The sequence below is a fragment of the Streptomyces venetus genome, assembly GCF_039540295.1.
GTDB lineage: Bacteria > Actinomycetota > Actinomycetes > Streptomycetales > Streptomycetaceae > Streptomyces > Streptomyces venetus.
Window position 1 is genome coordinate 567,593 of the sequence record NZ_BAABET010000004.1, and the last position, 23,217, is coordinate 590,809.

Below are 23,217 nucleotides of genomic sequence, written 5' to 3' on the forward strand. Positions count from 1 at the left end.
GTCATCCGGGTCGGTGCTCCCAGCCCCGGTCGGTGCGGGTCAGTTCGCGAAAACCCGCGCCCGTCAGCAGGCCGAGCTCGGTGCTGTCGGCCGCTGACGCGTAGGCGGCGAGCCGGTCGACACCGCACAGCCGGAGCCAGTCGGCGGCCTGGGCGAGCAGCCAGTGTTCGAGGCCCGTGCCGTACTGGCCGGGGTCGACGTGCAGATTGCCGACGTCGGCCAGTCCGGCGGCGCGTGCGTGGCGTTCCGGACGGGCCAGGGCCGTGTCGAGCTCGACGAAGCCGAGGGTCTGCCCGTCGGCGCGGGCCGTGAAGCGGGTGCCGCACTCGCCGAGTGTGCGCTCCACCGTCACGCCCGGCCTGGGCTCCGGCTCCGGCAGATCCGCCACCTGGGCGATAAGGATGACCTCGGTGTCCCCGACGTGCCGGAAGCCCGCGCGTTCGTAGACGGCCCGGATGTGCGGCCAGTTGCGCGGCAGGCCGTACACGAGGGGGGCGGGCAACGCGCCGTCGGCGTACCGGACGCGGGTGTTCCAGCGGGCGAACTGTGCCAGGCACGCCCGCATCAGCAGGTCCGCGGCCCGGTCGGTGTCCGGCCAGAAGGACGCCGCCGGACGGCACACGAACCAGTCGATCCCGGCGGCGTCCCGGTAGGCCTCGCCGACCTCGGCGTCGGCTCGGTAGCGCAGCAGGTGCGCCGTGGCGACGACGTGGTCGCGCTGCTCCGCGACGAGTGTGGTCCGCTCGGCCACCCACGGGTCGGTGATGAACTCGCCGGGCTGCCGCTCCAGGTCGCTGAGGACGGTGTTCACGGAGACGGAGACGCCGGGGACGACTGCCGCCACGTGCAGGTTCACCAGGTCGGTGAGCTGGTCGCGGTCGCTTCGGCGGAAGGGCCGCACCTCGAGCGCGGGCATGGGAAACCTCCGGGCAGGGTGAAGGAGCCGGTGGCCGCCACTCGGTGCGGTACGGGCCGAGGGTACGACGGGGCCTAGCGGCACACCAGTGGGTTTTCCCGGTTGGCCGGGGGGACGGGCAGCGGCTTAGCGTGCTGGGATAGCTCATGCCCGGGGATGTCCCTGCGGAAGGAACGCCATGAAGCTCGACGCACCGGTGACCGGCGGGCCCTGCTGGACCGAGCTGGGGACCACGGACATGGCAGCGGCCCAGCGGTTCTACACGAGGCTGTTCGGCTGGCGCGCCGAGACGGATCCGCGTCAGGAGGCGGGCGGCTACACCGTCGCGCACCTCGGGGACGCGGCCGTCGCCGCGCTCGCCCCGCTGTACCAGCCGTCGCAGCCCGTCGCGTGGAACGTGTCGTTCGCGGTGACGGACGCGGACGCCACCGTTCGCGCGGTGACCGAGGCGGGCGGGACGGTGCTGTTCGGCCCCGTGGACGTGTTCGACGTGGGCCGTTTCGCGGTGGCCGCGGATCCGACCGGCGCGGTCTTCCAGCTGTGGCAGGCGGGGACGTTCCCGGGCGCGGGGCTGTTCAACGCGCCCGGTTCGCTGGGCTGGGTGGAGCTGTACACCCGGGATCCGGAACAGGCCGTGACCTTCTACACGCGGGTGTTCGGCTGGACCGTCGGCCCGTCGGAGCGCTACACCCGGTGGGGCGTCGAGGGCGCGGACTTCGGCGGCATGGTGACCATGGACGACAAGTTCCCGCCCGAGGTGCCGGCCCACTGGCTGCCGTACTTCGCCGTGGCGGACGTGGACGCCACGACCGCCGTCGTCCAGGAGTTCGGCGATGTCCTGATGGTGCCCACGTCCGTGCCCGACGGGCCGCGTATCGCGGTGCTGCGGGATCCGCAGGGGGCCGTGTTCGGCGTGTACCGGGCGGGCGAGGAGGGCTGATCGCCTCCTGTCCGCGCGGACGGAGGCGTGGCGTGGCCCGGCTCAGGCCCGCAGCCCGCCCAGGCGCCCCTCCAGCTGGCCGAGCAACGCCCCCAGCAGCGCGGCGAGTTCGCCCTGGTCGGGGGCGTCCATGCCGGACAGGGCTGCGGCCTCGTAGGCGAGCTGGGCGGGCAGGACGGCGTCGACGAGGTCGCGTCCGGCGTCCGTGAGGCGGAGGTGGGCGACCCGGCGGTCGCGGCTGTCGCCACGGCGTTCGACCAGACCGCGTTCGGTCAGCTGCTTCACCCGCTTGGTGACGGCGGCCCCCGAGGAGAAGGTCTCCCGTGCCAGCTCCCCCGGTGTCAGTTCGTGTCCGGTGCGGCGCAGCGCCCCGAGCAGATCGAACTCGGGGCGGCTGAGACCGGCCCTGCGCAGTGGGGCGTCCTCGGCCTGCTGAAGCAGGGCCGCACATCGGTTGATCCGCCCGATGATCTCCATCGGCCCGGTGTCGAGCCCGGGGTGAACGGCCCGCCACTGTCCGACGACGGAAGCGACGGTGTCGCCCCGCCGGACGCCGGCAGGTCCGTCTCCGCCGGAGAGTGCCGCACCGGCCGGACCGCCACCGACCGAGAAGGAACCGCCGTCCCGATCCTCACCAGCCGCGTGGTTCCCGCCGTCCCGATCCTCACCGGCCGCATGGTTCCCACCGTCCCGATCCTCACCGGCCGCATGGTTCCCGCCGTCCCGATCCTCACCGGCCGCAGAGGCACCACCGGCTGTATGGCCACCAGTCGCGAAGGTCCCGCCATCCCCATCTTCACCGGCCGCAGAAGCACCACCGGCCGCATGGCCACCAGTCGCCGAGGTCCCGCCGTCCGCGTCCCCGTCCGCGTCCCCGCCCTCAGACGCGAGGGCCCCGCCGTCCCGATCACCGCGGGCCCGGGAGGCAGCGCCAGCCGGGTCCCCTCCGGCCGAAGGCGCCCCACCGACCCCCCGGACGCCGTCCAGATCCTCTCCGCCCACGAGGGGCCCTCCGGCCCGGTCACCACCCGCCACGAAAGCCCCACCGCCCCGGTCCTCGCCGCCCACAGCACCACCCGCCGGATCCGCTCCAGCCGAAGGCGCCCCGCCGGCCGCCCCTCTGCCGGTGAGGTCGCCTCGCGCTCCGTGTGGCGCGGCCGCCCGGCCGTCCGTCACCGGGCCGCCTCCGGCCGAGGGCCGCGAGCCGGGCCCCGGTCCGGTCCCGGTCACCGGATCCGGGCCGGTCCCCGGTGCTCCCCCCGCGGGCGATGGTCCCTCCGTCGCCGTCATGGCCGTACGTCCTCCGTCTCGTTCTCGGTGCCCGCGCCCCGGTCCGGGAGCAGCCCCTGGCGTCGTACCGTCGCGGCGAGCGTACGGTGTCCGGACTGTTCGGTGAGCACGACCCGCTCCTGAGGCAGGGCGCGCTGCCACCATTCGCCGGCCGCGGCGTCGGCGGTGGCTCGCAGGTCGATCAGGGCGACGGCGAGACCGCGGCGGGCGGCGTCCAGGGCGGCGGGATCGGCGTCCGGCTCGGCCAGCAGACGAGCGGCCCGCTCACGGGCCCGGTCGGCGGTGGTCAGGGCGTGTTCGACGCGGTCGCCCGCGCGCCGGTTGGTGACGGCGACGGCGGCGACGAAGCCGACGACGGCGCCGACCACGGTGTCCACGACCCGCTCCGTCACCAGCTCGCCCGGCTTCTGCTGTCCGGCGAACTCGGTGATGAGCAGGGCCATCGGGGTCACGCAGACGCTGCCGAGCCAGTAGTTGCGGCTGATCAGCAACTCCGCGCCGAAGCTGAACGCGAGGCAGCACAGCACGAGGGCCGTCTGGCCCAGGTGCGCGAGCGGCACGACGGCCGCGAAGACGAGCACCCCGACCACGTTGCCCACGACGCGCTGCACGGCACGGCTCCAGGTCAGGGCGATGTTGGCCTGGTAGAGCGAGGCGGCGGTGACCAGCGCCCAGTAGGGGCGTCCGATGCCGAGCGCGAGGGAGGCGTAGCCGGCGAGCGCGCAACCGAGCGCGGTACGCAGGGCGAGGGGGGTGAGCGGGCCCAGCCGCGTCCACAGGGGCCTGGCCGCGTCCACACCGAGGAGTTCGTCGGCGGCCGCCCGGGGCAGACCTGCCTGCGGGACGGGCCCGGTTCCGCGCAGGGAGCGTGCCCAGGCGCGCAGCCGGCCGGCGTCGGCCTCCGTCGGTGCGGCGAGGGCGACCTCGGCCCGGACCACGAGCCGTTCCAGGCCGCGCCGGGTCCGGGAGCGGGCGTCGGTGGCGAGCAGCGACTGCCAGGCCGCGTGCACGGCGGCGTAGCCCGCGGCCCGGGTCCGGGCGTGCCCCTCGCCCGTACCGTCCGTGTCGGCGTACGCGGCGGCTGCCTTCAGGGCGTGGGCCGTGGCGCGGCGCTCCGGGCCGTGCGGGCGGACGAGCGCGGGCGCCATGCAGACCAGCCAGGCCCAGGCCCCCGTCGCGGCGGCCAGGGCCAGATGGCCGGGGACCTGGCCGAGGGTCTGCGGCGCGAACAGGGAGGCCGAGCTGACGAACGTCAGGACGACGTTGCCCGGCGGGCCGACCCGGGTGGCGTCGCACAGCACCTTCTGCGCGGCGGCCAGCAGCGCCCCGACCGTGACGAGCACGGCGGCACTGGCCGTCAGCGACGCGGCGACCAGGGCCACGGCGAGCCCGCCGAGCATGCCGAACACGACCCGCGCCAGGGTCCCGGCCCGGGCGGCGTACGGGCGGTTGTGGGCGTACAGCGCGCACAGGGACCCGGCCATCGTGTACATCGCGAGGTCGAGCCGGCCGAGCGCCAGCAGGGTGAGGTTGGGCGGAGCGATCGCCGCGACCACGCTCAGCGCGGGCTTGAACCAGATCTCCGACGGACGGCCGACGCGCAGCACGCCCGCCAGCGGAAGACGCCGGGCGGGCGCGGAGGTGGGGACAGGGGTCGCACTGCTCATGGGAAACAAGGTTAGCAGGTGTTTTATCTGTAAAACACAGCCTCTCACCTGCGGTGCTCCGTCGAACGCTCCCCATGTACACCCTTGCGCTCGCGTGCGCGCCACGCGGCCGGGGCATCGAATGACCGACTGTCGAGCGGGGAGGTGCCCGTGCACGGACCGGCTTCGTCCGGCTGGCTGCTGGTGGCGCTGTGCGCGGCGGCCGGCGCCTACTGCCTGCTGCGGATGCGCAGCGGCGCCGAGGAGCAGCGCAGCGCCGCGGGTGGCGAGGCGCTGATGGGTTTCGGGATGGCCGCGATGGCCGTGCCGGCGGCCGTCTTCACCCCGCCTTCGTGGGCCTGGCCCCTCTACGCGGCCGTGTTCGGGGCGGCCGCGGTGCGCGCGCTGTGGGCCGCGCGGGCCGGTGCGCACCACCTGCACCATCTGGTGGGGGCCGCGGCCATGGTCTACATGTCCGTCGTCATGGCCGGCTCCCCCGCGCACCTGCACGGCCAGGGCGGATCGGGGATCCCGCTCCTGACGGGGGCGCTGCTGCTCTACTTCGCCGGTTACGTGCTGCTGACGGGGGTCCGGCTGGTGCCGGTGGCCGCCGTGGCCGGGAGCGGGGCCCGCAGCGGGTCCGACGGCTGGGGCGACCGGCCGGAGCTGGCCCTGGCCTGCCGGCTGTCCATGGGGATCGCGATGGTGGCGATGCTGCTGACCTTGTGAGCAGGGGGCGTTCGGCACGGCATACGGATTCCGTTGACTGCGTCACTTCGGCGACGCAAGTCGTACCCGTGGGGGGTGCCGCGCTCATAAGCTGCCCGTCATGATGCTCCCCGCGGCACTGTTGCTGCTCGGCGCCCTGACCGCTGTGGTCGCTCCCCGGCTGCTCGCCCGGGCGGACTGGCCCGACCGTGAGCCGGTGGTGGCGCTGTGGGTGTGGCAGTGCGTCGTGGCGGCCGTGATCGTGTGCTGTGCGCTGTCGATGACACTCAGCGCGGCGGCGGCCTGGCACGCCGTCGGCGGGCACGTCTTCGCGACGGCGCCCGGCCGGGTCGTCGAGGCCTACGCCCTGGGTACGGCGGGCCCCTGGGCGGCGACCACCGCGGTCGCGCTGGCCTGCGGTGGGCTGTGGAGCGTGGCGATGCTGTTCCGCGAGGTCGGACGGGCCCGCGCCCGGCGCCGCCGCCGACGGGCGGACCTACTGGTCCGGGCCCCGCTGCTGCCGGGCGAGGTGGCCGTGTCCGGCCGGCTCGTCGTGCTGGAGAGCGAGCGTCCCGACGCCTGGTGGCTGCCCGGCACTCCGCCCCAACTGGTCGTCACCACGGCCGCGTTGCGCCGCCTGAAGGGCCGGAAGCTGGACGCGGTGCTGGCCCACGAGCAGGGGCACGCACGGGCCCGGCACGACTGGCTGCTGAACTGCTCCTCCGCCCTGGCGGGCGGCTTTCCGCAGGTGCCGGTGTTCGCCGCGTTCCGCGACGAGATGCACCGCCTGGTCGAACTCGCCGCCGACGACACGGCGTCCCGCCGCTTCGGCCGCCTGACCACCGCCCTGGCCCTGGTCGAACTCAACGAGCACCGCGGCGCGTTCGGCCCCTGTCCGACACCGCAGGCCCATGTCCCGGCCCGGGTGCACCGGTTGCTCACTCCCCCGGACCGGCTGCCCCCCGCACGGCGCCTGCGGCTGACGGCGGCGGCCGCGCTGGTGCCCGTGGTGCCGGTGCTGGTGGCGTTCGTGCCGGGACTGCGCGCGCTGGGGTGACCGGGCCCGGATCGCGGGTACCCGGTGGTCGACGTCCGGACCCGGAGCGGGGGGTGGCCGAACCCGGAGGCGCGGAGTGGCCGAAGCCCGCTCTTCCGGGCCGGAAGGTCGTCACCGTACTGGATCCGGAGCCCCCGGTTCGGCGAGGATCACATCATGCACACCCAGTCCGTCGACTCCCCGCCCCGCCCGCAGCACCGCACCGCCGCCGGTTCGGCCGGTGTCCTCGCCCTGTGCTCGCTTCTGCTGCTGAGTCTCGTGGCGGTCAGATGGAGCCCGCTGATGAGCGCGGACGGAGACATCGCCGCCACCACCCACGACTGGGCGGTCGAGGAGCCCGCCCTCACCCGGACGTGCCGCATCCTGACCGACTGGGTGTGGGACCCGTGGACGATGCGTCTGCTGACGGCGGTCGTCGTGGTGTGGCTGGTGGTGCGGCTCGCGGCCCGCTGGACGGCGGTGTGGCTGGCGCTGACCGTCACGCTGGGCACGCTGCTCCAGCAGGGCATCAAGGCGATGGTGGACCGTCCCCGCCCGGTGTGGCCCGACCCCGTGGACTCGGCCCACTACTCGGCCTACCCGTCGGGGCACGCCATGACCGCCACCGTCGTGTGCGGCCTGCTCCTGTGGCTGCTGCACCGTCACGGCGTCGGCCGGGCGGTGTGGCGCACGGCCCTGGCCATGGCCGTCGTCTCCGTGGTCGGCGTCGGGCTGACCCGTGTCTGGCTGGGGGTCCACTGGCCGTCGGACGTGGTGGGTGGCTGGCTGCTGGGCGCGCTGGTGGTGGCCCTGGCGGTGTGGACGCACGAGCGCTCGCCGGCGCGGACCTCGCCGGGCGCGGGGGCCTCATAGGATCGCCCCATGACGGCTGTGCTGTTCGACTTCTCGGGAACCCTCTTCCGTGTCGAGTCCACCGACTCCTGGCTGCGCGGCACCCTCACGGACGCCGGACTCCGGCTCGCCGAGGCGGAGTTCACCGCGGCGGCGCGGGCGCTGGAGGCGATCGGGGCGCTGCCGGGCGGTGGTGATCCGGCGCGCGTGCCGGAGGAACTCGCCGAAGCCTGGGTGATCCGCGACCAGAGCGCCGCACTCCACCGGGCGGCCTACACCGGCCTCTCCCGCCAAGTGACGCTGCCCGACCCGGCGTTGCACGAAGCGCTCTACGACCGCCACATGAGCCCCGCGGCGTGGTCCCCCTACCCGGACGCCGTGGAGGTGCTGCGCACCCTGCGGGAGCGGGGCATCCCCGTCGGGGTGGTGAGCAACATCGGCTGGGACCTGCGCCCGGTCTTCCGCGAGCACGGACTGGATCCCTACGTCGGCGCGTACGTCCTGTCGTACGAGCACGGCATCCAGAAGCCCGATCCGCGGCTCTTCGCCACCGCCTGCGAGGCGCTCGGCGCCGATCCGCGCCGCACGATCATGGTCGGCGACGACCGCAGGGCCGACGGCGGCGCCACCGCTCTGGGATGCGGGGTGCACTTCGTGGACCACCTGCCGGTGACCGACCGGCCGGACGGGCTGCGTCCGGTTCTGGAACTGGTGGGCTGAGGGTCAACAGGTAGCCCTAGGCCACCACCTGGTCGTCTGCTCGCCCGCCTCGGACGATCCCCCGCGTCGCCCGAGGCAGACGGCATCGCCGGCCCGGACCGCACGGTCCTGGCCGGACGTCTCCGAGTATAGTTGGCTGGCAGCCAGTCAACGCAGGAGTTACAGCATGTCCCCGCGCAGCGCCTCGGTCAACGAAGAGTTGCGGAGACGTTCGAAGGAGCGGCTTCTGCAGGCGGCGGTCGAGCTGGTCGGTGAGCACGGGTTCGAGGCCACGACCCTCGGCGACATCGCGGACCGGGCGGGCTCGGCGCGCGGCCTGGTCTCGTACTACTTCCCGGGCAAGCGCCAGCTGGTGCAGTCGGCCGTGCACCGGCTGATGCACCGCACGCTGGAGGAGGCCCTGGAGCGCGAGCCGCGTACCGAGGACGGCCGGGAGCGGATGGCCCGGGCCATCGACGCGATCCTGGGCCTGGCCAGGGACCGGCCGGTGCTGATGCGCCAGCACATGGCCGGGCTGCTGCAGGCCGAGGGCTTCATGCCCTGCCCGGAACAGCGCCGCCTGGCCGAACTGCTGCGGGACACCGTCGCCCGGCGCGGTTCACAGGACGTCGACAGCGACTACCCGATGCTGCGCGCCCTGCTGATGGGCGCGGTGTACGCGACCCTGGTGCCGGGGGTGCCGATGCCGGTGCCCGTACTGCGGGCCGAGCTGTTCAAGCGCTACCGGCTCGACTGGGAGATGGGCGTCCCGCCGGAGGCGACGGTGCCCGGTGGGGTGGGCGACGCGGATCTGTCCCGGTTCTTCGCGACCGGCGCCGCACAGGGGCGCGAACCGGAGGTCCAGGCGTAGCGGTCGCGCCCATCGCTCAGGGCAGCCGGCTCAGCGCCGGGCCCGGCGTGGGGTGAGCAAGCCGGCTCAGCGCCGGGCCCGGCGCGGGGCGAGCAAGCCGGCGTCCCGGGCCTGGCCGATCAGCCGGAGTGACGTACGGCGGCTGTGCCCGGTCGCGCACATCACGGCGAGGACCGGGTCGGACCCGTTGCGCTGGGCCGCGCGGTACTCCTGAGCCACCAGCCACCGCCCCTCCGCGCCGCGCGGCCAGTCCTGCCGCGCGCGACGCCCCTGACCGCCGTGGCTTCCGGCCGTCTGGGCGGCGGCTCCGCAGGCCTCGGCCAGCGGCTCCTCGATCCAGTCCGCGAGCACAGCCAGGTCGTCGAGGGACAGCGCGGGTTCGGCGCGCACCTCCTCGACGCCGACGCTTCCCCCGGTCACGACGGCCAGCGCGTCGACGCAGGCGCCGTCCGTGAAGGCCAGCCGGACGTCGAACCACCGCGTGGCGTCCTGGTTCTCCCGCACTTCCCAGGCGGGCCGCACGGACACCGCTCCGTCCGCCGGAGAGCGATCAGAAAGATTAAGAAAGGATGCTTCCAGCACACACGAAACGTAACTGAATGATCACCTTCCCTATAGATCGGACACGCGCCCCGAGGGGAGCACAGCACCCTGTCAGCGGAGCCCCGCCGGTGCGATGCTGGAGGCGTCAGCGCCCTCCTGAGATCCGTCGGGATCCCTCGGGTAAGGAGTTCCGCCGTGCTGCGAGTCGCCGTCGTAGGCTCCGGGCCGAGCGGGTGCTACACCGCCCAGAGCCTCGTCCAGCTGGACTCCGGGGTGCGCGTCGACGTCCTGGACCGGCTGCCGTGCCCGTACGGCCTGGTCCGCTACGGCGTGGCTCCGGACCACGAGAAGATCAAGTCGCTGCAGAACAACCTGCGCACGATCCTGGAGCACGACCGGGTCCGGTTCCTCGGCGGTGTCCAGGCAGGCCCCGGCGGGGTGCCGGTCGCCCGGCTGCGGCAGATCTACCACGCGGTGGTGTACTGCGTGGGCGCCGCCACGGACCGGCGTCTGGGCATCCCCGGTGAGGACCTGCCCGGGAGCTGGTCGGCGACCCGGTTCGTCGCCTGGTACAGCGCCCACCCGGACGCCGTGGACGGCGGGTTCCTTCGGGACGCCCGGTCGGCCGTGGTGATCGGCGTGGGGAACGTGGCCGTGGACGTCACCCGGATGCTGGCGCGCGGCCTCGCCGAGCTGAGCCCGACCGACATGCCGCAGGCGGCCCTGACCGCGCTGGCGGCGAGCCGGGTGACCGAGATCCACATGGTGGGCCGGCGCGGCCCGTCGCAGGCCCGCTTCACCACGAAGGAGCTGCGCGAGCTGGGCACCCTGCCGGAGACGGACGTCACCGTCGAGCCGGCGGAAGCGGCATCGGATCCCGGGTACACCGACCCGTCCGCACTGCCGGCCCCGCAGCGCCGCAACGTGGAAGCGCTGCGCGGCTGGGCCGAGGCACCGCGGGGAGACGCACCGCGCCGCATCAGGCTGCGCTTCTTCCTCCGTCCGGTCGAACTGCTCGCCGACGGGGGTCACGTGGGGGCGGTCCGCTTCGAGCGGACGGCACCGGACGGGCGGGGCGGCGTGACGGGCACGGGCCGGTACGAGGACATCGAGGCGCAGTTGGTGCTGCGCTCGGTGGGCTACCGAGGGGTGCCGCTGGAGGGCCTGCCGTTCGACACGACCACCGGCACGGTGCCGAACCTGGCCGGACGGGTCGTACGCGAAGGAGTCGTCACTCCGGGCGAGTACGTGGCCGGCTGGATCAAGCGCGGACCGACGGGCGTCATCGGCACGAACCGCCCCTGCGCGAAGGAGACGGCGACGTCCGTCCTGGAGGACGCCCCGTCACTCGTCCTCAAGGACGTCCCTGCGGATTCCCTCACGGCCTTGCGCATGGAGGGCATCGAGCCGGTCGAGTGGACGGGCTGGCAGTCGATCGAGCGGGCGGAAGCGGAACTGGGCGCATCGCTCGGCAGGGGCGTGGTGAAGCTCCCCGACTGGCAGTCCCTGATGAAGGCCGCGCACGACAGCGCCCCGTAAGGGGCGCGGGTCCGTATCACCGGGCGGCTCAGCCGCGTGGGCGGGACAAGCCACGACGGGCCCCCGGCCCCCTGCCGACGGTCACCCACCACGAACAGCCTGCCGCCCCGCCGCGTCGAGCAGAGCGTCCAGCAGCCCGGGAAAGAGCCCCTCCAGATCGTCCCGCCGCAGCCCGTTCATCTTGGCCGTCCCCCGATAGACCTGCCGGATCACCCCACTCTCCCGCAGCACCCGGAAATGGTGCGTCGTCGTCGACTTGGTGACCGGCAGCTCGAAGTCCGAACAGGACAACTCCCCGCTCACGGCGGCGAGCTCCGACACGATCCGCAACCGCATCGGGTCGGAGAGCGCGTGCAGCACACCCTCCAGCCGGATCTCGTCACACCCGGGATGCGGGAGGTCGCGGCTGCTGACAGCGGGCGAGGTCACGGCAACTCCACTCCTTCGAGGAACCCCGTTTCTTCGGGTGTACCCCGATACATCTTCCGGGGACCCCATAGTACGAGAAGCATCGTAGTTTGACATCCACCGTACTACGATGCCTATCGTACGAGTCGCCATCGACCCCGTGACGAATGGAGTCCGCCGTGACCGCGCTCTTCGAGCCTTGGACCCTGCGCGATGTGACGATCCCCAACCGCGTGTGGATGCCCCCGATGTGCCAGTACTCGGCGGCGCCGGAGGGCCCGGAGACCGGCGCCCCCACCGACTGGCACTTCGCGCACTACGCCGCCCGCGCGGCCGGCGGCACGGGCCTGATCATCGTGGAGGCCACCGCGGTGTCGCCACAGGGCCGCATCTCGCCGTACGACCTCGGCATCTGGAACGACACGCAGGTCGAGGCCTTCCGTCGGATCACCCGATTCCTCGCCTCGCAGGGCACGGTGCCGGCGATCCAGCTGGCCCACGCCGGCCGCAAGGCGTCGACGGACCGCCCCTGGAAGGGCGGCGCCCCGGTCGGCCCGGACGCGTACGGCTGGGACTCCGTGGCGCCGAGCCCGATCGCGTTCGACGACCGTCACCCGGCCCCGGCCGAGCTGACCACCGACCAGATCAGGGACGTGGTCGGGCAGTTCGCCGCCGCGGCCCGCCGCGCACTCGCCGCCGGGTTCGAGATCGCCGAGATCCACGGCGCCCACGGCTACCTGATCAACGAGTTCCTCTCCCCGCACTCCAACCACCGCACCGACGCCTACGGCGGCTCCTACGAGAACCGCACCCGCTTCGCGCTCGAGGTCGTCGACGCCGTGCGGGAGGTGTGGCCGCAGGACAAGCCGCTGTTCTTCCGTATCTCGGCGACCGACTGGCTGGAGGAGGACGGCTGGAGCGCGGACGACACCGTCCGCTTCGCCTCCGACCTGAAGGCCCACGGTGTCGACCTGCTGGACGTCTCGACCGGTGGCAACGCCTCCGGTGTCCGCATCCCGACCGGCCCCGGCTACCAGGTGCCTTTCGCCGCCCGGGTGAAGCGGGAGACGACGCTGCCGGTCGCAGCGGTGGGGCTGATCACGGAGGTCGAGCAGGCCGAGAAGATCCTGGCCAACGGCGAGGCGGACGCGGTCCTGCTGGGCCGCGAGCTGCTGCGCAACCCCTCCTGGGCCCGGCTCGCTGCCCGCGAGCTCGGCGGTGAGGTGCGGGTGCCGGACCAGTACCACCGGTCGGTCTGAGCCGGCACCCCGAGTACGTCAACCGGCCGCGCACGCCGTCCCGTTGAGGGTGAACGCGGCCGGAGCCGCGCTGTTGCCGCCGTGACTGGCCTGATAGCCGATGCTCACGCTCGCACCCGGCGCGATGGTGGCGTTGTACGAGACGTTGGTGGCGGTGACCGCCCCGGACGACGGCGTGTAGGTGGCGCCCCAGCCGCCCGTGACCGTCTGCCCCGAGGGCAGGGTGAAGCCGAGTTTCCAGCCGTCGACCGTCGTCGTGCCGGTGTTGGTGAGGGTGATGGAGGCGGTCAGGCCGGTGTTCCAGGCGTTCACCGCGGCCGTCACCTTGCAGCCGCCGGGCTGCGGCTGGGGAGCCGGGCCGGACTTGTCGAGGCCGAAGAAGGTGAGGACACGGGAGGCCATGCCCTGGGCGTAGAGGTTGTGGCCGACGCCCTGGAGGCTGATGGCCTCCACGGGGGCCTGGTCACCCGTGCCGCCGTAGCGGGTGCGGGTCCAGCCCGGCTGGGGGGTGTCGGTCGCGGCCGGGGTCTGGCTCACGCCCTGGACGTTCGTCCACTGCTTGATCTGCTCTCCGAAGTTGGGATAGCGCAGGACGTCGTCCTGGGTGCCGTGCCAGGTCTGCATCCGCGGGCGGGGGCCGCTGTACCCGGGGTACGCGTTGCGGACCAGGTCGCCCCACTGCTGCGGGGTGTGGGTGACCGTGCCGCCCGAGCAGGCGCTGTTCCACTCGGAGCCGTCGGTGGTGGCGAAGCAGGCGAACGGCACGCCGGAGAAGGCGGCTCCCGCCGCGAACACGTCCGGGTAGTCGCCGAGCAGGACGTTCGTCATCATCGCGCCGGAGGAGATGCCCGTGGCGAACACCCGGGTGGTGTCGGCGTCGTAGGTGCGTGTCACCCAGTCGATCATCGACTTGATGCCGACGGGGTCGCTGCCGCCGCCGCGCCGCAAGGCCTGGGGCGAGGAGACGTCGAAGCACTTGCTGCTGCGGGTGACGGACGGGTAGAGCACGATGAACCCGTATCGGTCGGCCAGCGTGTCGTACTCGGTGCCGTTGTACATGTCCGGGCCCGAGCCGGTGCACCAGTGCACGGCGACCACGACCGCCGGGTTCGGGGTGACGCTCTCCGGCACGTACAGGTACATCCGCAGATTGCTGGGGTTCGTACCGAAGTTGGTGACCTCGGTGAGGGCCGCGGCCGGTACGGCCCGCTCCCGGGCGGCGGCCACGGGCGCGGTGAGCACGGTGGCCGCCAGTAACGGCAGCAGGGCGGCGACGAGCGCGAGGAGCATCGACCGCAATGGTCTCCTCGCCGTGGGGTGGGGAGTGGCAGACACGCCTGTGTCCCTTCCGTCGTGGGGAGCGGCTCTCGGGGCGTGGTGCGGCGTTCCAGCGAATGGAGAGCATCGTGGCATGGACATGGCCTTCATGGAAGCGCTCCCACACCCTCCCCGTCGTGACCAGGGCTGGCCGAATGTGTACTGCGCGAGGCGTTGACTAGAAAGCGCTTGCCCCCTACGTTCCGTTCAGCAGTGTGACCCAGAAGCTCGAACGGGTCCCACATGGCATGCGCAGTGAACAGCATGAAGAACGCTATTCACATACATGACCCACTGGCTCCATGAAGGCACCACGAAGGGACGCACCCCACATGCGTACTCCCCCACGCACTCGCGCACAGAGATCCACCCTGGCCGTCGCCGCCGCATCCGCCCTGGCGACGATGGCGGTCCTGGCCGTTCCCCAGCCGGCCGGGGCCGCCGACAGTTCGCCGGTCGGGTTCGGCGCGGGCACGACGGGTGGCGGCAACGCCTCGGCGGTCACCGTCTCCACCCTGAGCGCCTTCAAGTCGGCCGTGACCGGCGACTCGGCCAAGGTCGTCCGGGTCAGCGGCCTGATCCCGCTGAGCGGACAGGTCGACGTCGGCTCCAACACCACCGTCCTGGGCGTGGGTTCGTCGTCCGGGTTCACCGGCGGCGGGCTGCGGCTGAAGAAGGTGTCGAACGTCGTCGTCCGCAACCTGAACATCAGCAAGCCGGTCGCGCCCGCCGACGGCATCACCGTCGAGGCGTCCACCAAGGTCTGGATCGACCACAACTCCTTCTCGGCCGATCGCGATCACGACAAGGACTTCTACGACGGTCTACTGGACGTCAACCACGGCGCGGACGGCGTCACGGTGTCCTGGAACACCTTCAAGAACCACTTCAAGGGCTCGCTCGTCGGCCACAGCGACAACAACGCGAGCCAGGACACAGGCCGGCTGAAGGTGACGTACCACCACAACCACTTCGCCAACGTGTACTCACGCATCCCCAGCCTGCGCTTCGGCACGGGGCACTTCTACAACAACTACGTCGAGGGCGCCGACACCGCCTGCCACTCGCGCATGGGCGCCCAGATGCTGGTCGAGAACAACGTCTTCCGCTCGACGAAGGTCGCGGTCACCACGAACCGCAGCAGCGACGTCGACGGATACGCCAACCTGCGCGGCAACGACCTCGGTGGAGCCGCGACCGAGGTCTCGCGGGTCGGCACCTTCACCAGCCCGCCCTACAGCTACTCGGCGGAACCGGCCTCGTCCGTCGTCGCCTCGGTGACGTCGGGCGCGGGCGCCGGAAAGCTCTGACACCCCCGTCCGTCCGGACATCCCACATCCGCTCAGTGACACATCCGCTCAGACGACAGAAGGAATCGGGACATGACTTCTGCGACACGTCCGCGCGCCCGCAGGCGCGCGCTGACCGGCGCACTGGCCACGCTCGGCCTCTCGGTTGGCATGATCATGACTACCAACGCCCCCACGGCGAGCGCCGCCACATGGCCGACCCCCAACGGCAGCCAGGGGACCTCCTCCACCATCTCCGTGTCCGGCACCAAGGACTACGGAATGAAGCGGTTCTACGGCACCGGAGACCTGGCCGGTGACGGCCAGGAGGAGGGCCAGGACCCGATCTTCGAGCTCGCGGACGGCGCGGTGCTGAAGAACGTCATCCTCGGCGCCCCCGCGGCCGACGGCATCCACTGCGAGGGCAGCTGCACGCTGCAGAACGTCTGGTGGGAGGACGTCGGCGAGGACGCCGCCACCTTCCGCGGCGGCAACGGCGCCACCTACCAGGTGATCGGCGGCGGCGCGAAGAAGGCGGCGGACAAGGTCTTCCAGCACAACGGCGGCGGCACCCTGACCGTCTCCGACTTCGCGGTGCAGGAGTTCAAGACGCTCTACCGCTCCTGCGGCGACTGCTCCACGCAGTACACCCGCAAGGTGAACCTCAACACCATCGACGTGACCGGCACGGGCTCCACCGCGCGGATCGTCGGCATCAACGTCAACCGCAACGACGTGGCGACGCTGCGCGGCATCACGATCCGCAACGACTCCGGCCGCAAGGTCGTGCCCTGCCAGAAGTACAACAACAACTCCGCGGTCGGATCCGGGCCCGACAGCAAGAACTGCCTCTACTCCACCTCGGACATCACCTACAGGTAGCCCCAGCAGAGCAGCCCCCCACGGTGAAGACGGCCGTGCGAAGCGTCCCGGCGGGCGTTTCGCACGGCCGTCGGCGTCATGCCGGGTGGGTGCCCACGTCCCGAGTCCGCGTGACCGCGTCCCGCGTCAGCTCCCCCTGGTAGTCGGCGTAGGCGGCGCGCAGTTCGGCGCCGGGCCAGTCGGCGGGCAGGAGTTCGGGCGGCAGGACGGGATCGGCCAGCAGGTGCCGTACGACGGCCGCGAAGGCCGCCAGGCGGTCGGCGGGGCGGAGCGCCCCGGTGATGTGGTCGAGCAGCGCGCGGGCGGTGGCGGACCAAGTGTCCAGCGGCCACAGGGCCGCGGCCAGGTCGCGCCCGGGCCGGTCGGGGCGGGCCGTGTAGGGCTGGGCCACCCGGTCCAGGTCGCCGGGCAGGGCCCGGGCGAGGTTGCCGGGCCGGAGCCAGACGCCCTCGCGGAGCTCGGCGAGCCGGAGACCGGTCAGCCGGGCCCGCAGGTCCGCGCGTTCGGCGGGACCGCGCCCCGTCGCGGTGATCACCACCATCTCCCAGTCGCCGTCCCACGCGCGCGTGCGCGGCCGCACGGCGTCGTCCTGGCGGCCCTGGCGTTCCAGCAGCCGTTCGCTGAGGCGGTAGCCGGTGTCCGTGCGCCGCAGGTCACCGGCGGCCACCATCCGGCTGAGCGCCGCCCGCAAGGTGGAGCCGCCGACGTCGAAGCCCCGCACCAGCCGTGCGAGTTCCCTGGCCGGCAGCTCCGGGGGATGCGTTCCGAGCAGCAGACTCAGCACGACCGACCGCGCGGACAGGGGGCGCAGGTCGAGCGCGCCGGGCCGCGCGGGGACGTTCGTCGGCATGGTCACGTACTGTACGCGGCGGAATTCACTGTTGCAGGATTGCTGCGACCGTAGCGTGAGTGCAACACTCGGCGCATGGTCCCGACATCCGAGGAACAGCGGGTGAACACCGGCCCCGCCACGCACGAGGTCACCAACCAGGCCCCGCCCCTCGCCCCGTACGACGCCTCCGACGACACGGCCCTGCTGGAGGGGCTGCGGCGGGAGGGCGCCGGGTGGGCCGAGGAGGAGCTGCGGCGGCTCGGCAGGCAGGCCGGCAGCGTCCAGGCGCAGGAATGGGCAGAGCTGGCCAACCGCCACGAGCCGGAGCTGCGCACCCACGACCGGTACGGCAACCGCGTCGACGAGGTCGAGTTCCACCCGAGCTGGCACCATCTGATGCGCACCGCGATCGCGGAGGGGCTGGCCGCGTCGCCCTGGGCGGACGACAGGCCCGGCGCGCATGTCGCCCGGTCGGCGGGCGGACTGGTCTGGGGGCACACCGAGGCCGGACACGGCTGCCCCACGTCGATGACCTACGCCGCCGTGCCCGCGCTGCGCAGGCAGCCGGAGCTGGCTAAGGTCTACGAGCCGTTGCTGACCAGCCGCGAGTACGAACCCGGTCTCCGGGTGCCCTCGGAGAAGCGGGGCCTGCTGGCGGGCATGGGGATGACCGAGAAGCAGGGCGGCTCCGACGTCCGGACCAACACCACCACGGCCACACCCACCGCCGAACCCGGCGTGTACACCCTGCGGGGCCACAAGTGGTTCACCTCGGCGCCGATGTGCGACGTGTTCCTGGTTCTGGCGCAGGCCCCGGGCGGCCTGTCCTGCTTCCTGGTGCCGCGCGTGCTGCCCGACGGCACCCGCAACACCTTCCGCATCCAGCGGCTGAAGGACAAGCTGGGCAACCGGTCCAACGCGTCCTCCGAGCCCGAGTTCGACGGGACCGTCGCCTGGCTGGTCGGCCCCGAGGGCCAGGGCGTCAAGACCATCATCGAGATGGTCAACTGCACGCGGCTGGACTGCGTGATGATGTCGGCCGCGCTGATGCGCAAGTCCCTCGTCGAGGCGGGGCACCACGTGCGGCACCGCAGCGCGTTCGGCGCGCGGCTGGTCGACCAGCCGGCGATGCGCAACGTCCTGGCCGACCTGGCGCTGGAGTCCGAGGCCGCCACGACCCTCACCCTGCGGCTGGCCGGGGCGGCCGACCGGGCGATCCGCGGGGACGCCGGGGAGAGCGCGTTCCGCCGGATCGCCACGGCCGTCGGCAAGTACTGGGTGACCAAGCGGGGCCCGGCGTTCACCGCGGAGGCTCTTGAGTGTCTCGGCGGCAACGGCTACGTCGAGGACTCGGGCATGCCGCGGCACTACCGCGAGGCTCCCCTGCTGTCCATCTGGGAGGGCTCGGGGAACGTCAACGCCCTCGACGTGCTGCGGGCGCTGAGCCGCGAACCGGGCACCGCCGAGGCCCTGTTCGCCGAGCTCGCCCTCGCCCGAGGTGCGGACGCCCGGCTCGACGCGGCCGTGACACGGCTGAAGAACCGGCTGCCCGAGGCGTCCCAGACGACCGCCCGCCGGCTCGTGGAGCAGACGGCCCTGACACTCCAGGCCTCCCTCCTCGTCCGCCACGCCCCGCCGGCGGTGGCCGACGCGTTCTGCGCGACCCGGCTCGGGGGCGACTGGGGGTACGCGTTCGGAACGTTGCCTGAGGCGGCGGACCTCGGCACGATCGTGGAACGCGCGCTTCCCGGCGGCGACTGAGTCACCGTCGGCCAACGGACGCACAGATCGCGCACAGTCATCTCCCGATTCCGCTTCGTTGTCAGTGTCGTGGTGCAGACTCCCCGTCAGTTGGCACTTCGCCTGGGGAGGACAACGTGTTCAGGGGGATCGACGAGGTCGACTGGGCCTCGCTGCGGCATGCGCACGGCAGTGCGGAAGACGTGCCCGGACTGCTCCGGGGACTGGCCTCCGCCGATCCGGCCGAGCGGCAGACCGCGCTCGACGGGATGTACGGCGCCGTGCACCACCGGGGAGACGTGTACGACTCGACGCTCGCCTGTGTTCCGTTTCTTCTCGCGCTCGCGGCCCGCGAGGAGGTGCGGGACCGGGCGACGGTCGTGGAGCTCCTCGTCAGCATCGGTGGCGTCGACGGGGTTGGGGATGAGGTCGGGGACGAGGACGGTGACGCCGGGGACGGCTTCGCCGCGCGGGCCCGGGCCGAGCTGCGGGCGGGGGCGGAGGTCTTCGTCCGGCTGGCGGCAGACCCGGACGCCGGGGTCCGCCGGGCCGCTCCGAAGGCGCTCGTGCGGTTCCTCGACCCGCCGGCGCGGGTGCTCACCCTGTTGCGGGAGCGGATCACCGTGGAGCGGGACGACCGGGTCCTGCTCGCCCTGATCGAGAGCCTCGGCCTGTTCGCACGGCGGCACCGGTCGGCCGACCAGACCCGCGCCGCCGAGGCGGTGCGCCTGCTGGCGACCCTGAGCGAACCCCCTCACGGCCCCGGACTGCGGCTCGCCGCGCTCGGCCGGCTCGCGGGCTGCGCCCCGGAGCTGCTCCCCGGCGATCTCGTGCCGACCGTCGTCCGGCTGCTCCGGGACAGGTCCGGGCAGCGCTCCGGTACGGGACGCGCGCAGGACGGTCCCGGTGCGGACACGCTGGCCGGCCGGCTGCGGCGGTTGCGCCCGTCGGACGAGGAGGGCTCCCAGCTGCTGCGAACCCTGCACTCCGCGCTCGGCGGGCGGGTGGCCGACCGGATCGCCCTGCTGTGCGGGCAGCTGACCAGCCCGGACCCCCTCGACCGGTGCAACGCCGTGTGGATGTCGGCCGGGCTGTTCCGCGAGTGGCGTACCGGCGCCGAGGGGCCGGTCGCCCTGATAGGGGCGCAACTGGGCGCCGAAGAAGGCTGGTTGCACGATGCGGCGGTCGCCGTCCTGGGAGAGCTGTTCGAGCTGGCCGGGCCCGCCGCCGACCACCTCCACGCACTGGTGGCCTGCCGCCCCGAGTTTCGGATACGGCACGCGGAGCGGGGTGCTCCGACGCTGGGCGGGCCGCTCAAGGTGCTGGCCCGGGCCGGGGACGCGCGGGCCACGCCGCTGCTGGCCGAGGTGCTGGCGGGGCCTGTCGTACCCGACGACCTCGGGCTGGTGATACCCCACCTGGGCCGTGCGGCCGGGCCGCTCGCTCCCGCGTTACGGCGACGGCTCGCCCGCCTTCCGCTCGACGAGCCCGGCATACAGAGACCGGCCGTCCCCCTGCTGTCCGCTCTCACGGCGCTGGGCGACGCCGAGTCCGTGCCGTCGGTGCTGCGTCTGCTGCGTGGCCTGCCGGACGCGGCGCGACTGCCCGACGCCGTCACGGAAGCGGCCGTCCGTGCCGTCGGCGCGTTCGGCGGCACCGCGCACGAGGCGATACCGGACCTGCGGAGGCTGCTGGACACCGACTGCGCCGTCGCGGCCGCGCAGGCGCTGTGGTCGGTCACGGGCGAGACGGACTCTGTGGTACCCGCGCTGGTCCGGGGGTTGACGGACCCGGGGCTCGGTCGGCAGCGCCGGGCTGCGGCGGACGCACTCGGCCGGCTGGGCCCGGCGGCCGGTACGGCGCTGCCCGAGCTGTGCCGGATGACCGGCTCGGAGGACGCGTCGGAACGGGCAGCGGCCGCTTGTGCGGTGTGGCGGATCACCGGAGAGCCGGAGCCGGTCCTTCCCGTCCTCCGCGCGGCATGGGTGGAGCACCCGCGCACGCGCACGACGATCGCCGGGTGCGCGGCGGCGCTGGGCCCCGCGGCAACGCCCGTGCACGACCTCCTGCGAGCGGAGCTCCACACCCCACGACGGCACCGCGCGAACGCCGCCGCCCACAGCGTCCACGACATCCATGAGGACGAGACGCTGTTGCGCATGTGCCGGGAGGCACTGGGCGGGACGCCCCGCCCGGGGGCCGTTTGAGGACCCGTCTGGGGACCGGCCCGACCGCTGCGGGCAGTCGTGCCGCTGACCGGCGCGCACCGCTGCGGGCAGTCGTGCCGCTGGGGCGGTGGGGGTCCCCCCTGCTCGAGCGAAGCCGAGAGCTTGGGGGAGGGTGGGCGCAGCGGTACCCCGCAACGCCGGGCTGCACGCCCACCACGCCGAGGACCGGGGCGACCCGCCCGAGGGGGACCCGCCCAGGGGCGGCCCGGCCCGCCGGGAGGCCTCCCCTCGAGGGACGAGACGACCCGGCCGGCGAGGCTCGTCCGGCTGCTCGCCTCACCCCGTCGTACGCCCCCACATCGGCCCGAAGCGCGCCCACTCGGCGTCCCACTGGTCGATGCGGCGGCGCTCCAGATGGCGGCGGGTCGCGCGGCCGGCCGCGAGTGGCAGTACCGCGGTGAGGAAGCCCGCCGCCCCGCCGATCAGCACGGCCCGTACGCGGGCCTGGCTCTCGGTGACGGGCCGGGTCACCTGGAGGCCTTCGCGGTCCGTCCACACAGTGATCGGTGTCCCGGCGGCGCTTCCCGCCAGAACCCGCACCTGGCCGGAGTGCGGGGAGCCGTCCGCGGCGGCCCACCGTGCCTGCGCCCACACGTGCTCGGCACGGGACGCGTCGTCGTTCTCGGCGGCCCTCCCGGGCGCCTTCTCCGCGAGCCGCGCCTCGACGGGACGCCACTCGACTCGCTCCCGGGCCAGCCCCTCCTCGACGGAGCGGCTCACGCTCAGGCCCGCCAGCACCCCCACGACCACGGTGAGCGTCCACACGCCCAGCACGACCCAGGCTTCCACCCTGTCGGCGCGGCGCTTGAGCGGATTGCGCCGCCAGCGCCACAGCCACACCTTCGGACCACGTAACGCCATCGAAGGGATCCTCCTCATGAGCGCATGACCATTCCGCCGCCCTCCCCATACGGAAGCGGACCCCTGGATGCTCACTGCACGTACCTCGGAAAGGCATCGCAGGCGTCGCCGGGGCGGCGGCCTCCGGTCGCCGACACGGTCCTGACCTGCGGTGGAGCCCGCTCCAGAGGTGACTGTCAGTGGTGGGGTGCAGACTGGCCGGTGTCTGAGACGAGGGCGTCAATGGCGACGTCGCGGAGGTGATCGGCATGACCGAGGTACTGCTCGCCGTGGGCACGCGCAAGGGCCTGTTCATCGGGCGCCGTCGGGGAGGTGGCGCCTGGGAGTTCGACGAGAGCCCCTACTTCAACGCGCAGGCCGTGTACTCGGTCGCCATCGACACCCGGGGCATGACCCCGCGGCTGCTGGCCGGCGGCGACAGCGCGCACTGGGGCCCGTCCGTGTTCCACTCCGACGACCTGGGCCGGACCTGGACCGAACCGGCCCGGCCGGCCGTCAAGTTCCCGAAGGACACGGGCGCGTCCCTGGAGCGGGTGTGGCAACTGCACCCGGCCGCCGCCGAGCCGGACGTGGTGTACGCGGGCACGGAACCGGCCGCGCTGTACCGCTCGGCGGACCGCGGGGAGACGTTCGAACTCGTCCGCCCCCTGTGGGAGCACCCCACCCGGTCGAAGTGGGTGCCGGGCGGCGGCGGTGAGGGACTGCACACGGTGCTCACCGACGCGCGCGACCCGCAGACGGTGACGGTGGCCGTCTCGACCGCCGGTGTGTTCCGCACCGTGGACGGCGGCGCGAGCTGGGTGCCTTCCAACTCGGGCGTCTCCGCGGTGTTCCTGCCCGACCCCAACCCGGAGTTCGGCCAGTGTGTGCACAAGGTCGCGCGGGACGCGGCCACTGCGGACCGGCTGTATCTGCAGAACCACTGGGGTGTGTACCGCAGCGACGACGCGGGCGCGCACTGGACGGACATCGGCGAGGGCCTGCCGTCCACGTTCGGTTTCGCCGTGGCCGCGCATCCGCACAGAGGTGACACGGCGTACGTGTTCCCGATCAACGCCGACGCCGACCGGGTCCCGGCCGACCACCGCTGCCGGGTCTACCGGACGGTGGACGCGGGCAAGAGCTGGGAGCCGCTCTCGGCGGGACTGCCCCAGGAGGACCACTACGGCACGGTGCTGCGGGACGCGATGTGCACGGACGACGCCGACCCCGCGGGCGTCTATTTCGGCAACCGCAACGGCGAGGTGTTCGCGTCGGCGGACGACGGCGACACCTGGCGGCAGCTCGCCTCGCATCTGCCGGACGTGCTGTGCGTACGGGCCGCGCTCGTCGGGTGACGCACGGGGCCGGAGCAGGGGCCG

20 protein-coding genes and 1 pseudogene are annotated in these 23,217 nt (G+C 73.2%); 13 read left to right on the top strand and 8 right to left on the bottom strand.

Features of this window, described 5'->3' with window-relative positions; genetic code table 11:
• Position 1: 1 nt before the first annotated feature.
• Entirely contained in the window at positions 2-916 is a 915-nt protein-coding gene (locus ABEA82_RS16305; protein ID WP_345662198.1) for a GNAT family N-acetyltransferase, read from the bottom strand.
• A 178-nt stretch (positions 917-1,094) separates the two neighbouring features.
• Here ABEA82_RS16305 and ABEA82_RS16310 point away from each other — a divergent pair, with 178 nt between their 5' ends.
• Positions 1,095-1,856 (top strand): VOC family protein, encoded by a 762-nt coding sequence (locus tag ABEA82_RS16310; protein WP_345662199.1) that lies wholly within the window; start codon positions 1,095-1,097, stop codon positions 1,854-1,856.
• A 42-nt stretch (positions 1,857-1,898) separates the two neighbouring features.
• Here ABEA82_RS16310 and ABEA82_RS16315 read toward each other — a convergent pair.
• Together ABEA82_RS16315 and ABEA82_RS16320 are read right to left on the bottom strand one after the other, a co-directional pair.
• A pseudogene (locus tag ABEA82_RS16315) lies at positions 1,899-2,405 on the bottom strand (MarR family winged helix-turn-helix transcriptional regulator); the annotation flags it as partial.
• 737 nt (positions 2,406-3,142) lie between these two features.
• Entirely contained in the window at positions 3,143-4,813 is a 1,671-nt protein-coding gene (locus ABEA82_RS16320) for an FUSC family protein (protein WP_345662200.1), read from the bottom strand.
• A gap of 150 nt (positions 4,814-4,963) precedes the next feature.
• Here ABEA82_RS16320 and ABEA82_RS16325 point away from each other — a divergent pair, with 150 nt between their 5' ends.
• The 5 genes from ABEA82_RS16325 (at position 4,964) to ABEA82_RS16345 (ending at position 8,958) form a co-directional block, all read left to right on the top strand.
• Positions 4,964-5,521: a DUF5134 domain-containing protein gene (locus ABEA82_RS16325; protein ID WP_345662201.1), complete on the top strand. Its 558-nt coding sequence runs from the start codon at positions 4,964-4,966 to the stop codon at positions 5,519-5,521.
• Between the two features lie 100 nt (positions 5,522-5,621).
• Complete coding sequence (locus ABEA82_RS16330) at positions 5,622-6,557, top strand: M56 family metallopeptidase (RefSeq protein ID WP_345662202.1); 936 nt, start codon at positions 5,622-5,624, stop codon at positions 6,555-6,557.
• Positions 6,558-6,713: 156 nt separating this feature from the next.
• Complete coding sequence (locus ABEA82_RS16335) at positions 6,714-7,409, top strand: phosphatase PAP2 family protein (protein ID WP_345662203.1); 696 nt, start codon at positions 6,714-6,716, stop codon at positions 7,407-7,409.
• A gap of 9 nt (positions 7,410-7,418) precedes the next feature.
• On the top strand, positions 7,419-8,108 hold the full coding sequence (locus tag ABEA82_RS16340; protein ID WP_345662204.1) for an HAD family hydrolase: 690 nt from the start codon (positions 7,419-7,421) through the stop codon (positions 8,106-8,108).
• Between the two features lie 166 nt (positions 8,109-8,274).
• Complete coding sequence (locus tag ABEA82_RS16345) at positions 8,275-8,958, top strand: TetR/AcrR family transcriptional regulator (protein WP_345662205.1); 684 nt, start codon at positions 8,275-8,277, stop codon at positions 8,956-8,958.
• Between the two features lie 66 nt (positions 8,959-9,024).
• Here the strand turns inward: ABEA82_RS16345 and ABEA82_RS16350 are convergent, their stop codons facing one another.
• A complete protein-coding gene (locus tag ABEA82_RS16350) occupies positions 9,025-9,486 on the bottom strand; it encodes a DUF6214 family protein (protein ID WP_345662206.1) in 462 nt (153 codons plus the stop codon).
• 210 nt (positions 9,487-9,696) lie between these two features.
• Between ABEA82_RS16350 and ABEA82_RS16355 the strand changes: the two genes are divergently transcribed.
• Entirely contained in the window at positions 9,697-11,040 is a 1,344-nt protein-coding gene (locus ABEA82_RS16355) for an FAD-dependent oxidoreductase (RefSeq protein WP_345662207.1), read from the top strand.
• 81 nt (positions 11,041-11,121) lie between these two features.
• Here ABEA82_RS16355 and ABEA82_RS16360 read toward each other — a convergent pair whose 3' ends face one another.
• Positions 11,122-11,469: an ArsR/SmtB family transcription factor gene (locus ABEA82_RS16360; protein ID WP_345662208.1), complete on the bottom strand. Its 348-nt coding sequence runs from the start codon at positions 11,467-11,469 to the stop codon at positions 11,122-11,124.
• Positions 11,470-11,627: 158 nt separating this feature from the next.
• Between ABEA82_RS16360 and ABEA82_RS16365 the strand changes: the two genes are divergently transcribed.
• Positions 11,628-12,707 (top strand): NADH:flavin oxidoreductase/NADH oxidase, encoded by a 1,080-nt coding sequence (locus ABEA82_RS16365; RefSeq protein WP_345662209.1) that lies wholly within the window; start codon positions 11,628-11,630, stop codon positions 12,705-12,707.
• Positions 12,708-12,725: 18 nt separating this feature from the next.
• On the opposite strand, the gene ABEA82_RS16370 is transcribed toward ABEA82_RS16365, so the two are convergent.
• The gene (locus ABEA82_RS16370) at positions 12,726-13,997 is read right to left on the bottom strand and encodes an extracellular catalytic domain type 1 short-chain-length polyhydroxyalkanoate depolymerase (RefSeq protein ID WP_345662210.1); all 1,272 of its coding nucleotides are present in this window, start codon (positions 13,995-13,997) and stop codon (positions 12,726-12,728) included.
• A 359-nt stretch (positions 13,998-14,356) separates the two neighbouring features.
• Here ABEA82_RS16370 and ABEA82_RS16375 point away from each other — a divergent pair, with 359 nt between their 5' ends.
• Both ABEA82_RS16375 and ABEA82_RS16380 read left to right on the top strand, forming a co-directional pair.
• The gene (locus ABEA82_RS16375) at positions 14,357-15,334 is read left to right on the top strand and encodes a pectate lyase family protein (protein ID WP_345662211.1); all 978 of its coding nucleotides are present in this window, start codon (positions 14,357-14,359) and stop codon (positions 15,332-15,334) included.
• 72 nt (positions 15,335-15,406) lie between these two features.
• Complete coding sequence (locus tag ABEA82_RS16380) at positions 15,407-16,195, top strand: pectate lyase (protein WP_345662212.1); 789 nt, start codon at positions 15,407-15,409, stop codon at positions 16,193-16,195.
• A 76-nt stretch (positions 16,196-16,271) separates the two neighbouring features.
• Here the strand turns inward: ABEA82_RS16380 and ABEA82_RS16385 are convergent, their stop codons facing one another.
• Positions 16,272-17,045, bottom strand: a complete 774-nt coding sequence (locus tag ABEA82_RS16385; protein WP_345662213.1) for a PaaX family transcriptional regulator C-terminal domain-containing protein — start codon at positions 17,043-17,045, stop codon at positions 16,272-16,274.
• Between the two features lie 75 nt (positions 17,046-17,120).
• Between ABEA82_RS16385 and ABEA82_RS16390 the strand changes: the two genes are divergently transcribed.
• Positions 17,121-18,788 carry an acyl-CoA dehydrogenase family protein gene (locus tag ABEA82_RS16390; protein WP_345662214.1) on the top strand — a complete coding sequence of 556 codons (1,668 nt, stop codon included), beginning with the start codon at positions 17,121-17,123 and terminating at the stop codon, positions 18,786-18,788.
• A gap of 116 nt (positions 18,789-18,904) precedes the next feature.
• Positions 18,905-20,974 carry a HEAT repeat domain-containing protein gene (locus ABEA82_RS16395; RefSeq protein ID WP_345662215.1) on the top strand — a complete coding sequence of 690 codons (2,070 nt, stop codon included), beginning with the start codon at positions 18,905-18,907 and terminating at the stop codon, positions 20,972-20,974.
• Between the two features lie 297 nt (positions 20,975-21,271).
• Here the strand turns inward: ABEA82_RS16395 and ABEA82_RS16400 are convergent, their stop codons facing one another.
• Complete coding sequence (locus ABEA82_RS16400) at positions 21,272-21,856, bottom strand: Rv1733c family protein (RefSeq protein ID WP_345662216.1); 585 nt, start codon at positions 21,854-21,856, stop codon at positions 21,272-21,274.
• 239 nt (positions 21,857-22,095) lie between these two features.
• Here ABEA82_RS16400 and ABEA82_RS16405 point away from each other — a divergent pair, with 239 nt between their 5' ends.
• Positions 22,096-23,193, top strand: coding sequence for a WD40/YVTN/BNR-like repeat-containing protein (locus ABEA82_RS16405; protein WP_345662217.1), 1,098 nt, complete (start codon positions 22,096-22,098; stop codon positions 23,191-23,193).
• The last annotated feature ends 24 nt before the right edge of the window (positions 23,194-23,217 follow it).